Origin of the sequence: Halomarina rubra (assembly GCF_023699475.1) — an archaeon.
Lineage (GTDB): Archaea > Halobacteriota > Halobacteria > Halobacteriales > Haloarculaceae > Halomarina > Halomarina rubra.
In genome coordinates, this window is record NZ_JALXFV010000005.1 from 465,100 (window position 1) to 477,893 (window position 12,794).

The following is a 12,794-nucleotide window of genomic DNA, read 5'->3' on the forward strand; positions in this document are numbered from 1 at the left end:
ACGGAGTGACACATGAGCGACATCGAGCGACCGTGGCTGACGGAGTACGAGCGGTACGGGGTGCCCGAGAGCCTCGAACCGTACCCCGACGCCCCCGTCCACCAGTTCCTGTACGACGCCGCCGAGCGGTTCCCCGACCAGGGGGTCGTCCAGCGCGGCCGGAAGCTGTCGTACCCCGAACTGGTCGAGGAGGTCGAGCGGTTCGCGACGGCGCTGGCCGCCCGCGGCGTCGGTCCGGGCGACCGCGTCGCGACGGTCCTCCCGACGTCCGTCCAGTTCGTCGTGACGACGAACGCCGTCTCGCGAGTGGGCGCGACCCACATCCCGAACGACTTCCTCGACGCGACCGACGACCTCGTCTACCGCCTGGAGACGGGGGACCCCGACGTGCTCGTGGGCCACGACGAACACCGCGACCTGCTGGAGACGTTGCGCGCTGAACTGGACCTCGACACGCTCGTCCTCACGAGCCTCGACGACTACTCGGCGGCGAACGACGGGCGACCACCGGACCACGACGAGGGGAGCGACGCGACGACACACGGCGGCGAGGACGGCGTCGAGTGGTTCACCGACCTCGTCGCCGCCCACGACGCCGACCCGCCCGACGTGTCGTTCTCGCCGGCCGATGACGTCCACACACTCCTGTTCACCGGCGGGACGACGGGCCGGCCGAAGGGCTGTCGGCTCACCCACCGCAACCTCGTCGCCAACGCGTTGCAGGCGACCGCCGCCCAGTCGCGACTCACCGACCTGATGCGCGGGCAGGCCGCGGCCGTGATGGCGCTGCCGATGTACCACGCCTACGGCTACTCGGTGACCAACAGCCTCGTCGAACTCGGTCTCGACCTCGTGCTCGTCCCGGACGCGCGGGCGACCGACCACCTCGCGGCGGGCATCCGCGAGCACGAACCGATGGTCGTCCTCGGCGTCCCCACCCAGTTCATGGAGCTGGTCGACGAGGAACTCAACCAGAACGTCGTCGGCATCTCCGGGTCCGCGCCGCTGGCCTCCGAGACGCGCTCGCGGTTCGGCGAGCGCGGCGGCGGCCTCTCGCAGGGCTACGGACTCTCGGAGCTGTCGCCCATCACGCACTTCAACGTCGCGGGGTTGCAGGAGGCGCTGTCGGGCCGGGCGGCCGACGACGAGGGGTTCGACCACCCGACCATCGGCGTCCCCGTCCCCGACACCGAGGTCAAACTCGTCGACGTCGACACCGGCGAGGAGATACCCCTCTCGGTGGCCGTCGACGAGGAGCGCACGGGCGAGTTGTGGCTGAACGGCCCTCAGCGGATGGCGGGCTACCTCGACGCCGACGACCCGTTCGACGAGGACGGCTTCGTCGCCACCGGCGACGTCGCGAAGGTCGACTCCAGAGGCCGGTTCTACGTCGTCGACCGGGTGAAGGACATGGTCAACGTCTCAGGACTGAAGGTGTACACCGAGGAGGTCGACGACGTGCTCCAGGAGATGCCGGCGGTCCGCCGGGCGGCGACTATCGGCGTTCCCGACCCCGACCGACCGGGCAGCGAACGCGTCGTCGTCTACGTCGAACCGGAACGCGACGAGGACCTCGACCCAGGAGCCGTCGAGACGTACCTCGACGGCGAGATTCCCCACCACGCGATGCCCACCGCCGTCGAGGTGGTCGAGACGGTGCCGCTGACCGACATCGGCAAGACCGACAAGGAGGCGCTGCGCGCGCGCTGGGCCGACGAGTAGCGACGTGTGACCGTGGGCGAGTGCGAGCGAGCACGGGAGCGGAACGAACGTGGGCGGGAGTCGCGTCGAACGGGGCGCTCGCGGCAGTACTTATAAACGACCTCCCATCCGACGGAACGGACCGAAGCGGGAGACGGCCGTACGATGGGTCGAGACCGGTCGCCCGGCGACCGGCCACCACGAACCATGACCGACGAACTCGCACGCCGAATCGAGGCATCGTTCGAGAAAGACGACGACCAGCTGGAGGAGGACCTCCCCGAACTGCTCGACGACATCGACGGGCAGGCCGACGAACTCGTCCGCGAGCACCCCGCGCTCGTCTCGCGACTGCTCGGCCGGATGCAGGAGATGGACATCGCGGAGTTCGTCTCGGAGAACCCCGAGACCGCAGACCAGTTCCAGGAGCTGCTCTGGGCGGGGGTCCGCGTGCTCGCGGAGAACGACGACGAGGTCAGCGAGCAGATCACCGAGGACATCTCGGTGAACTTCGAGGCCGACGACTGCCCGATGACCGGCCACCTCCGGACCGACGCGGACGCGGGGACGGTGACCGGCGGCTCGGGCCACCTCGACGACTCGGACCTCACCATCACCGGGCCGGCGGACACGCTCGTCGGCCTCATCACGGGCGGCGTGGACCCCATCCAGGGGTTCATGCAGCAGAAGTACGAGATGGACGGTCCCGTCCACAAGGGGACGCGACTCGCGCCCATCATGAACTCGCTCTCGGAGAAGGCGGCGACGCCCCAGTGAGATGCGCCTGACCGCCGAACAGGAGGCGTTCCGCGACGACCTCCGCCAGTACCTCGACAGCGAGGTCGACCCCGTCGTCGACGACCTCGACGAGAACGGGCCGCTCGACCGCGAGACGCTGCTGACGTTTATCCGGGACCTCCGGGAGCTGGGTATCGGGTTCGACCCCGAGACCGCCCCGCAGTTCTTCGGCGACGTCTGGCGGTTCGTCATCACCGCCGAGGAGGTCAGTCGCGTCTGGCCGAGCCTCAACGTCGGCCTGATGATGTCGTTCCCGTCGGTGTTCGTCCGGTTCGCCTCCAGCGAGACCCGCGAGGCGATGCTCCCGAAGCTCGAACGCGGGGAGTGTCTGGGCAGTCTCGCGGTGACCGAACCGAGCGGCGGGAGCGACACCGCCCGACCCCGGACCACGGCCCGCAAGGAGGGCGAGGAGTTCGTCCTGAACGGCCAGAAGACGTGGGTCGGCAACGCTCACTACGCCGACGTGGTGCTCGTCGTCGCGGAAGACGAGTCGGCGGGCGCACAGGACATGTTCCTCGTCGACCGGGAGAACGCCAGCTTCGAGACCGAGGAACTGGAGAAGCTCGGCTGGAAGGGCGTCTCGAACGCCCGCATCACGTTCGACGAGGTGCGCGTCCCCGCGGACAACCGCCTCTCGACGATGTTCAGCAACGCCATCGGCGCGGGCAACGACATGAACGACATCGTCCCGTTCCCCGAGAGCGTCACCCAGCTGTTCTTCGAGCAGAAGCCGCTCAACGCGACGTTCTCGTTCATGCGGACGGGGATGGCGTTCATGGCCGTCGGCATCATGCAGGCGGCGTTCGACGAGGCGCTCGCCCACGCCACCGACCGCGAGACGTTCGGCTCGCCCATCGGGGGCCACCAGCTCGTCCAGGAGACGCTGTACGACATGCGCGTCGGCCTGGAGACCTCCCGACAGCTCGCACGGCGGGCCGCCGAGTCGCTGGAGACCGGGTCGGAAGACGCCCGCCTGCTCTCTTCGATGGCGAAGGGTTACACCAGCGAGACGTGCGTCGACGTCACCTCCAACGCCATCCAGGTGTTCGGCGGCGAGGGACTGAAGACCGACAACCGACTGGAACGCTACTTCCGGGACGCGCGGGTGATGCCCATCCCGGACGGCACGACCGAAATCCAGAAGCTCATCGTCGGCAAGGAGTTGACCGACCTGAGCGCGTACACGTAGGTCACCCACACCCGTGAGCCGAGACGTCGACGACACCGACCGGACGAACGGCCCTCGCCCGACCGGCGAGGAGCCACTGGTACGGAACGACCGGATTCGGGCGGTGACGCTCACGCTCCGGCTGCCCGGCGACGCGCTCCACCCCGTCGACGCGATGCTGGCGGGCCTGCGCGACGTCTCGCGCGAGTCGGTGTGGTACGCCGACGCCTTCGTCGACGGGACGGGGCTGCTCGGCTATCGCCTCTCCGGCGACCCGAGCGTCCTCGACGGCCCGCTCGACCGTCGGTCGGACGTCCTCGGCTACGAGGTCGTCGCGGACCACGACGGGAGCACCGTCCTCTATCTCCACGTCGACTCCGGCGAGCCGGCGGGGACCCTCGTCGAACTGCTCTCGGCGTACCGCCTGCTCGTGGAGACGCCGTTCGCGTTCACCGACGAGGGACTGCGAGTGACGCTCGTCGGGACCGCCGCGGCGCTGCGCGGTGCGCTCGGCGACCTCCCCTCGAACGTCGAGTGGACCGTCGAGCGCCACGTCCCGTTCGCGGCCGTCGAGACCGACGACGGGCTGCTGGCGGGGCTGACCGACCGCCAACGCGAGACGCTCGAAGCGGCCGTCGACGTCGGCTACTACGACGTCCCCAAGTCCGGCGACCGTGCGGACGTCGCGGCGAGACTCGACTGCTCGGCGTCGACGGTCGGGAAACACCTCCAGAAGGCCGAACGTCACATCGTCACCCGACTGTTCGAGAGCGGTTCGTGAGTGAACGAATCGTGAGAGAACTGGTGGTGAAAAGACGAGTCGACGAGCGACCGACGAGTCGGCGAGGAGAGTGGAGTCGGGTCGTTCAGGCTTCGAGCAACAGACCGTAGACGACCCCGAGGGTCGCGCCGTAGACGACGCTCGCGACGACACCGACGAGACACGGGACGACGAGCGAGGCGACGGCGACCGACCCGGCGAGCGTCGCCCACACCGGGGCGGCGACCAGGTAGACGCCGACGCCGACGACGAGACCGTAGCCGGCACCGAGCGCGCTGGTCGTCACCGCGAGCGCCGAGCGGTTCAGCAACGGGACGAGCACCCGCTGGAGCGCGTCGGACTGGCTCGATAGTACGATGACGCGGTTGACGAACCCGTTGATGGAGCCGGAGACGACCGCGCCGAACGGCACCGCCAGGACGACGCCGAAGACGAGCGTCGCGAGCCAGCCGCCGCCGACCGACCCCAGACCGACGAGCGACCCGGTCAGGAGCATCGCGACCTGGTCGAATATCTGCATCGTCGTCCCGGCCAGCGCCGCCCCCAGGAAGCCGCCCGCGGCGAGCATCCCGACCTCGCCCGTGTCGAGGTCGATACGTCCCTCACCGACCGACGGCACCGTCAGCCGCATCGCGCACCTCCGGCACGTGGGGTCGAGAGCCGGCCCGAGCGCCGTGGTTCAGCCGCCATCGTACCGTTCGTCGGCGAACGCGGCGTCTATCTCGCCGGCGATGTCGGTCAGCCTGACCGCCGCCTGGGAGTACTGCAACACCTTCTGCATGTCCCCGTCGAGCTGGAACTTCCCGCTCATCATCCCGTCGATGATGCCGATCTCCTGGTCCAACAGCGCCTTCCAGGTCTCGGTGGGAGCCGTCAGTCGGAAGCCGGGGTCGACGCTGTCGGGTTCGACGAGTCGCGCGCCGGTACAGCGACCGTCTTCGAGACCGAGGTAGGCGCGCCCGACGTGGCCCTTCCCCTCCTCGGGCGTGACGTACTCGTCGAGTTCCTCGCGGAGGTACTCGGGCATCGCGGCGGTGTCCATCTCCTCGACGGGCATCTCCGTCATCTCGAAGAGGAAGTCCCCCTCGAAGTCGACGCCCCAGCCCTCACTCGCCTCGCGGTACGCCTCGTCGTCGTTGATGGCCTCCTCGTAGGCTTCGAACCACGCCTGGCTCGGGAACAGCAACGGGTCGGGGTCGTACTCAACGTTCGACATTATCGTTCACGACATACAATGTCACGCAGACGGCTATCAACCTACCCCGGGTCATAAGAGGTCGTTTAAGAGGCACGGGCGACGCCCGCTCACGAACGGGACGGCGACGACGTGTCCCGGACGTCTTCGAGGACGTACCGGGTCTCGGGGTACGACTCGCCGCCGATGGTGGTCGGCTGTTCGTCGACGCGTTCGAACCCGAAGTGCTCGTAGAAGCCGCGGCCGGGTTCGTTCGCCGAGAGTACCATCGCGTTGACCCGGTCGACACCCGCGTCGGCGAGGGCGTCGACGGTCCGGTCGAGCAGGTCGCGGCCCAGGTTCTCCCGGCGGTGGTCGGGGTCGACGTACAGTCGCAGGATGTAGCCCTCGTGGTCGGTGTCGGTCCACGTCGCGTGGGCGAACCCGACGACGCTACTCTCGTCGCCCGCCTCGTTCTCTCCCTCACCACCCTCGCCGTCTCCCCCGTCTTCGCCCTCGGCGACGAGCACGAGGGTCCGACTGTCTCTGAGCTCCGCGGCGATGCCCTCGGCGGTGTACCAGTCGGTAACCGCCGTCTCGGCGGTCTCGCGGGTCAGGATGTCGGGGTAGTCGGTCGTCCACGACCGCTTCGCCACCTCGCGGATGGCCTCGATGTCGTCGCCGGTCGCCCGTCGAACGGTCATGCCGTCGTGTACCACACGATTCGAGTTAACCGTTCGTTGTGTCGGCGAGACGTGAGCGTCCCGAAAGAGAGAACGAAGGCCCCGGGCCGCGAGCGACCGCTCGGAGAATCGGAAACCGGTATCGGAAACGGGTCGAAGCCCCGATATCGCCACCTGTGGCGGTTCTCCGAGCGATGTAGTGAGTATCGGAACTTTCGGAAACGACCCTCCTAGCTACATCTGGGACGTGGCTCGTCCGTTGTAGTATGTCAGTCAACACGGCCGTGGCCGGGGTGCCGTCGCTCCCGACGCTCGACACGGGTGTCACCCTGCTCGACGGGTCGGCCCGCGCCAGCGGCGTCGTCCACTCGCTCGTCGTCGACCACCTCTGCATCCGCCAGGGCGAGGCGGTGTGGGTCGACAGTCACGGCACCGCCCGCACGGGCGACCTGCTGAACCTCGCACCGAGTCGACGCTTCCTCGACCGCATCGACGTCGCCCGTGGGTTCACCGCCTACCAGCACCGAAGCCTGCTCGACGCGCTCGCGACCCGCGTCGACGGCGAGACGGCACTCGTCGTCGTCCCCGAACTCGACTACCCGTACCGCGAGGGCGACCTCGACGCCGGGGCCGCAGACCGGATGCTCGCCAGCGCGCTCGACCGACTGCGGGCGCTCGCCGACGAGTGGGACGTGCCGGTGTTGGTGACCCGCCACGCGAGCGGGGACGCCGTCGAAGCCTGCGCCGACCGCGTGCTGACGGTCGTCCCGACCCGACACGGCCCGCGGTTCGTCGAGGACTCCGAGGGGGCGTTCGAGACGCTCGTCTACCGCGACGGGCGGACCGTCCAGACGACCATCGCGTTCTGGGCCGGGGTGCTCGCCGAACGCCAGCAGGCCCGCGAGGCGCTCAGACAGGAGGTGTTGGCGCGTGGGGCGAACTAACCCGACCTACCGCGACCTGCTGCGGGGCATCGAGGAACGCTGGAGCGACTACCGCCGGGCGCTCCGCCGTGACGACCAGTTCGTCCTCGACCGCCTGTTCGAGTACGCCGGCGAGCACGCCGACGCCGCCAGCTACCTCAACCACCGCTCGCCGCTCCTCCCGGTGTTCGTCGCGGTCGACCTCGAACAGGAGAAGCGCCTGGACGACCTGGAAGACCGCCTCGACACGCTGGAGACGGACCTGAACGAGCGAGGCGTCGACGGCGACGAGTCGACCCCGGAGGAGGAATCGGGTCGCTGAGCGATGGTGTTCAAAGTCGACTACCGCGACGGCGACGTGCTGCGCTGGTCGGCCACCGCTTCGGGTGCGAGCGTCGACCGCGACACGGAGTACACCCCCGCGCTCTACGTCACCGCCGAGACCCCCGCCGCCGTCGGGGACGTCCGCGAGCACCTGGAGCGCCACCCACGGGTCGTCCGGACGGTGCTGGAGTCCCACCGCCGCGGGTTCCGCTCCGACGTCGAGGAGACCCTGCGGGTCGACGTGGCGTCCATCGACGACGTGACGCCGGTCGCCCACACCGTCCAGGGGTGGGGCGACCCCGGCACCTACCGCCTGTACGACGTCGACTTCAGCCGGGAGTTCCGCCACTGTCTCGACGAGGGGCTGTCGCCGGTGCCCGACCGGGACCTCCGGACGCTCGCCATCGAGGCGACGCCGCGGGCGCTGGCTGGAGAGACGCTCGGACAGGTGAGCGTCGACAGCGAGACCGTGACGGGCGACGACTGGACACTCGCCACGACGGTCTGTGACCGCATCGCCGAGCGCGACCCGGACGTGCTGGTCGTGAACACCGCCGCGGTGCTCGCACGGGTGAACCGACTCCTCGGCGAACGACCGGGCGAAGGGGACGCCTACCACCTCGGGCGACTGCCGGGGTTCGAGCAGTTGGCGGGGCGCTCGACGTACGAGAGCTACGGGCGGGTCGGCCACTCGCCGGCGCGGTACACGGTGCCGGGACGGGTCATAATCGACCGCTCGAACTCGTTTCTCTGGTCGGAGACGAACCTCGCGGGCTGTCTCGACATGGTCGAGCGGTCGGGGAAACCCCTCCAGGAACTCGGCTGGGCGTCCATCGGCAACGTGCTGACGGCGATGCAGGTCCGGGAGGCACGGGCTCGCGACGTGCTCACGCCGTGGCACTCCTGGCGACACGAGCAGTTCAAGCGCGCCGGCCAACTCCACGACGCCGACCGCGGAGGGACGACGCTCTCCCCGAGGGTGGGGGTCCACGAGGACGTCCACGAACTCGACTTCTCCAGTCTCTACCCGAACGTCATCGTCACGCGGAACGTCAGTCCCGAGACGACACGGTGTGACTGCCATCGCGGACGACCGGACGTGCCCGGTCTCGACTACGCCGTCTGTGACGAGCAGGGCTACCTCCCCGAGGTGCTCGAACCGCTCGTCGACGACCGCGACGCCATCAAAGCCCGGCTGCGGGACTGTTCGGACCCCGAAGAGCGCGCGGTCCTCGAAGGGCGGTCGGCGGCCATCAAGTGGGTGCTCGTCAGCTGTTTCGGCTACCAGGGGTTCTCGAACGCGAAGTTCGGTCGAATCGAGTGTCACGAGGCCATCAACGCCTACGCTCGCGAGATACTGCTGGACGCGAAGGCGACCCTCGAGCGCAACGGCTGGCGGGTCGTCCACGGCATCGTCGACTCGCTGTGGGTCACCGCTCGTGAGGACGAGCTTCAGGTCCCGCTCGACGCGCTCTGTACGGCCATCACCGACGAGACCGGTATCCGACTGGAGTACGAGGGGCGGTTCGACTGGGTGGCGTTCGTCCCGCGACGGACGTCGAACACCGGCGCGCTCACGAAGTACTTCGGCCGGCGGGCCGACCGTCGGACGGACGACCCCGCGGCGTACAAGTTCCGGGGTATCGAGTGTCGCCAGCGGTCGACGCCGCCGTTCGTCGCCGACGTCCAGCGGGAACTGATCCGGGTGTTCGACAGGACTCGCTCGCCGGAGGCGGTGTGTACGCGGCTGGCGACGCGACTCGCCGACCTCCGGAACGGCGCGGTCGACCCCTCGGAGCTAGTCGTCGAGAACCGCGTCTCGAAGACGGCCGACGAGTACGTTCAGGCGACGCGTAACGCCGCCGCACTGGAGCGGTCGGCGTCGTTAGGCGTCGCGAAACACCCCGGCGAGAGCGTCGGCTACGTCGTCGTCGACGACGACGCGGCCGCCCCCGAGCGGGTGAGGCTGGCCTCCGAAGCTCCCGCGACCTACGACACCGAGTTCTACGCGGGGCTGCTCGTCCGGGCGGCCGAGAGCGTCTGCTCGCCGGTCGGTTGGCGCGAGGCCGACGTCGACGCGGCGCTCGCCGAGACGACGGACCGTCGACTCACCGACGGGGAGTGGGGCGAGCGAGAGGCACGAGGCGCTCAGGCGAGTCGGTCGGACCCCCAGGCGTGATACTCCTCGAGCGCCGCGAGGCCGGCGTCGGTGATGGCGTAGTAGTTCGTCCGGCGGTCGATGGTCCCCTTCGAGACCAGCCCGGCGTCGACGACCGTGTCGAGGTTCGGGTAGAGTCGGCCGTGGGTAATCTCCTGGCCCGACTGCGCTTCGAGGTCCTCCTTGATGGACTGGCCCGACGGCTGGTCCAGTCCGGCGATGACGTACAGCAGGTCGCGCTGGAACCCGGTCAACCCGTGGATGGAACGACTGCTCGCACTGGCTCCGGTCCCGGCTGCGACACCTTCGTCTGGCGTGGACATGGTCCGCTATAGGTATCAGCGGTGTATTGTTATACTCCGCCAAGACACTCAACAGAACGCAACAGTAACCGTTGCACGACTGTCTTCGGCCGTATGCTGTGCTTTATGCTTCATCTGGGAAGCTCTCGGAACGAACGAGGTGGTCGTCGGACGACCACCTAGAGGCACGTGCCAACATTTGCCGCGATACGTAGGCGCATGTACCTGGGGCGATGACTGTTGGCTGACGGCGCTGTGTAGGCAACAGCCTGGCTATCATTGTCGGGGGGCGTCACCGTCGCGCCCCACTTCCGTTTACCACCGAGCCTCGCCGCTAGCGCTCAGTTCGCGAGCGCGTCCCACGCGACCACCACCGAGGGCGTGACGACGAGGGCGGTGACGTAGGAGTAGACGACCGTGAGCGCGACGAGGACGCCGAACTGCCCGAGGACGGGGAAGATAGCGAACACGAGTACGCCGATGCCCGACGCCGTGGTGAGCATGCTCCCCGTGAGCGCGCCGCCGGTGCCCGCGACGGTCCGGTCGAGCGCGGCGAACACGTCGCCCGTGAGGCGGTACTCGTCGACGAACCGGTGGACGACGTGGACGGAGTAGTCGATGCCGAGTCCCAGCGCGATGGCGAGGATGGTCGCCGTCAGCGCGTTGAACGGGATGTCGAGCAGGCGCATCGTCCCGGCGAGCAGCGCTACCGACACGACGATGGGCGCGAGGTTGACCAGCCCCAGCGACGCCCGCCGTTCGAGGACGTGGTAGACGGCGAGCAGAAACACCGCCGTCGCGACGAGCGCGACCGCCAGACTCCGAAGCGTCGACTCCAGGATGACGTCCGCGGTCGCCTCGAAGACGACGATGGGCCCGGTCGCCGTCGCTGCCAGCCGGTAGCGGTCGGCCATCTCGCGGGCGTCGGCCGTGACCTCGGCCTGGTCGGCGTCGGCCTCGACGGCGTAGACGACCTGCGTGCTCGTGTACTCCTCGTCGATGTAGTGGAGCGCCTGCGCGCGGGCCGGCGAGGCCAACAGCGCGTCGTAGATCCGTTCGAGGTCGTCGTCGGGGACGCCGTCGTCGTCGACGTCGTTTCGCTCGACGAGTGCCCGGAACGCGGGGTCGCGAGCGGCGTAGTCGTCGACGACCGTCAGGATGCTCGTCGGCTCCGCACGCCGGTTCTCGGCGACGAACGAGTCGGGCGGGTCGCGATTCGCACGCTGGAGCGATTCGAGCGCGTAGTCTGCCGTCAGCGGCCCTTCGGCGTAGACGGTGACGGTGTCGTCCTCTGCGGAGGCGAACTTCGATTCGAGCAGGTCGAGCGTCCCCGTGACGGTGTACTCGCCGGGTGCGAACGGTTCGGGCAGCGCCTCCAGGTACGCGGGGGCGTCGTCGGGAGGGAGGAAGTCCTCGGTGTCGAACGACGTCCCCACGCCGGTCGCGTAGACCGCCGACCCGGCGGTTAGGACGACGATACCAGCGAGAAACAGGTACGGCGCACGGCGGGCGACGACGACGCCGACCGAGAGCACGCGAGCGAGCGCCGACCCCTCCGCCCCCAGCGGGCGCTCGCCGAACCGCGGCAGGCCCCACCGGTCGCTGCGGGTGTCGACGGCGACCTTCGTCGCCGGGAGGAAGAGACCGAAGATGAGGAACGTGAAGACGATGCCGACGGCGGCGATGAACCCGAAGTCGCGGATGGGCGCGAGTCTGCTGACGCCGTTGGAGGCGAAGCCGAAGACGGTCGTCCCGGTGACGATGAAGAACGCGACGAGCAGTTGGTCGGTCGCGGTCCGCATCGACGGGCGGACCGCCCGGCCCGCGACGCGCTCCTCGCGATAGCGGTTGATGGCGTGGATGCCGAAGTCGATACCGACCGCGAGCAAGAGCGGCGGGACGGCGATGAGCAACTGCGAGAACGGGATGCCCGCCAGTCCGAGGAAGCCGAACGTCCAGAGCACCGCCATCGCGAGGGCGACGACGCCCAACAGCAGGTCCAGCGGGTCGCGATAGGAGACCACGAGGAACAGGACGATGAGCACGACGGCGGCGGGGACGACGATGAGCAACGAGTCGCCGATGACCGTCTGGCTCTCGGCGGCGATAATCCCCGCCCCGAACACGGTGACGTCGGCGTCGACCGTGCTCGCGACGAACCGGGCCTCCTCCTGGATAGGCGTCAGTGGACTCTCGCCGCTCTGGCCCGCCGACTGGGAGACCCCCCCAGGGACGTCGTGTTCGACGACGCCGATGGTCGCCGACGCCGTGGCCGCCTCGCGGTCGAAGTCGTCGCTGACGACCCCGAGGAAGGCGTCGGTGGCCGCCGCTCGTCGGACGGCCTCGCGGACCTGTGACTCGCTGGCTCCGTCGATGGCGGCGTACTGGGCGTCGAGCGTCGTCGCGTCGGGGTCGATGGTCTGGGCGACGATGGCCGCGGCGCTCGACGTCGACGCGACGCGCATCGAGGGACGGTCGGCCATCCGGCGCTGGACCGTCAGCATCGACAGCAGTTGGTCGCTCGCGAGCACGTTCGTCCCCTGCTGGACGAGCTGGGTCGTCCCGTTCGTCGTCGCGAACGGGGGGGTGAACTCCTGGTTCACTCGGTCGAGCGCCACCTGCTCGGGGCTGTCCTCGGTGAACTGCTCGGTGCCGGCCTCGGTCGAGATGTTGCCGACCCCGACGGCGAACACCGCCGACACCATCAAGAACGCGACGACGACGGCCACCGGCCGCTCCGTTATCCAGTCGTCGACGCGGTCGATGGCGCGCTGGTAGAGCC

12 protein-coding genes are annotated in these 12,794 nt (G+C 69.1%); 7 read left to right on the forward strand and 5 right to left on the reverse strand.

Annotation, left to right across the window (positions count from 1 at the left end; translation table 11 throughout):
- Positions 1-12: 12 nt before the first annotated feature.
- The 4 genes from M1L36_RS12115 (at position 13) to M1L36_RS12130 (ending at position 4,448) form a co-directional block, all read left to right on the forward strand.
- Positions 13-1,722, forward strand: coding sequence for an AMP-binding protein (locus M1L36_RS12115; protein WP_250873992.1), 1,710 nt, complete (start codon positions 13-15; stop codon positions 1,720-1,722).
- 186 nt (positions 1,723-1,908) lie between these two features.
- Complete coding sequence (locus M1L36_RS12120) at positions 1,909-2,478, forward strand: SCP2 sterol-binding domain-containing protein (protein WP_250873993.1); 570 nt, start codon at positions 1,909-1,911, stop codon at positions 2,476-2,478.
- A gap of 1 nt (position 2,479) precedes the next feature.
- A complete protein-coding gene (locus tag M1L36_RS12125) occupies positions 2,480-3,688 on the forward strand; it encodes an acyl-CoA dehydrogenase family protein (RefSeq protein ID WP_250873994.1) in 1,209 nt (402 codons plus the stop codon).
- Positions 3,689-3,701: 13 nt separating this feature from the next.
- On the forward strand, positions 3,702-4,448 hold the full coding sequence (locus tag M1L36_RS12130; protein WP_250873995.1) for a helix-turn-helix domain-containing protein: 747 nt from the start codon (positions 3,702-3,704) through the stop codon (positions 4,446-4,448).
- 85 nt (positions 4,449-4,533) lie between these two features.
- On the opposite strand, the gene M1L36_RS12135 is transcribed toward M1L36_RS12130, so the two are convergent.
- The 3 genes from M1L36_RS12135 to M1L36_RS12145 all read right to left on the reverse strand — a co-directional run bounded on the left by M1L36_RS12135 (position 4,534) and on the right by M1L36_RS12145 (position 6,326).
- On the reverse strand, positions 4,534-5,079 hold the full coding sequence (locus tag M1L36_RS12135; RefSeq protein ID WP_250873996.1) for a hypothetical protein: 546 nt from the start codon (positions 5,077-5,079) through the stop codon (positions 4,534-4,536).
- 48 nt (positions 5,080-5,127) lie between these two features.
- On the reverse strand, positions 5,128-5,664 hold the full coding sequence (locus tag M1L36_RS12140; protein WP_250873997.1) for an SCP2 sterol-binding domain-containing protein: 537 nt from the start codon (positions 5,662-5,664) through the stop codon (positions 5,128-5,130).
- A gap of 89 nt (positions 5,665-5,753) precedes the next feature.
- Complete coding sequence (locus M1L36_RS12145) at positions 5,754-6,326, reverse strand: GNAT family N-acetyltransferase (protein WP_250873998.1); 573 nt, start codon at positions 6,324-6,326, stop codon at positions 5,754-5,756.
- 245 nt (positions 6,327-6,571) lie between these two features.
- Here M1L36_RS12145 and M1L36_RS12150 point away from each other — a divergent pair, with 245 nt between their 5' ends.
- From M1L36_RS12150 to M1L36_RS12160, 3 genes are read left to right on the forward strand one after another with little or no spacing between them, the layout of a single operon-like run.
- Positions 6,572-7,249: a P-loop NTPase family protein gene (locus M1L36_RS12150; protein WP_250873999.1), complete on the forward strand. Its 678-nt coding sequence runs from the start codon at positions 6,572-6,574 to the stop codon at positions 7,247-7,249.
- Positions 7,236-7,550 (forward strand): DUF8156 family protein, encoded by a 315-nt coding sequence (locus M1L36_RS12155; protein WP_250874000.1) that lies wholly within the window; start codon positions 7,236-7,238, stop codon positions 7,548-7,550. Before M1L36_RS12150 ends, M1L36_RS12155 begins: the two co-directional genes overlap by 14 nt.
- Positions 7,551-7,553: 3 nt before the next feature.
- A complete protein-coding gene (locus M1L36_RS12160; protein ID WP_250874001.1) occupies positions 7,554-9,731 on the forward strand; it encodes a type B DNA-directed DNA polymerase in 2,178 nt (725 codons plus the stop codon).
- On the opposite strand, the gene M1L36_RS12165 is transcribed toward M1L36_RS12160, so the two are convergent.
- Both M1L36_RS12165 and M1L36_RS12170 read right to left on the reverse strand, forming a co-directional pair.
- Positions 9,701-9,973, reverse strand: a complete 273-nt coding sequence (locus M1L36_RS12165; protein ID WP_250874063.1) for a PadR family transcriptional regulator — start codon at positions 9,971-9,973, stop codon at positions 9,701-9,703. The genes M1L36_RS12160 and M1L36_RS12165 overlap by 31 nt on opposite strands.
- A 380-nt stretch (positions 9,974-10,353) precedes the next feature.
- Positions 10,354-12,777 carry an efflux RND transporter permease subunit gene (locus tag M1L36_RS12170; RefSeq protein WP_369694233.1) on the reverse strand — a complete coding sequence of 808 codons (2,424 nt, stop codon included), beginning with the start codon at positions 12,775-12,777 and terminating at the stop codon, positions 10,354-10,356.
- Between the last annotated feature and the right edge of the window lie 17 nt (positions 12,778-12,794).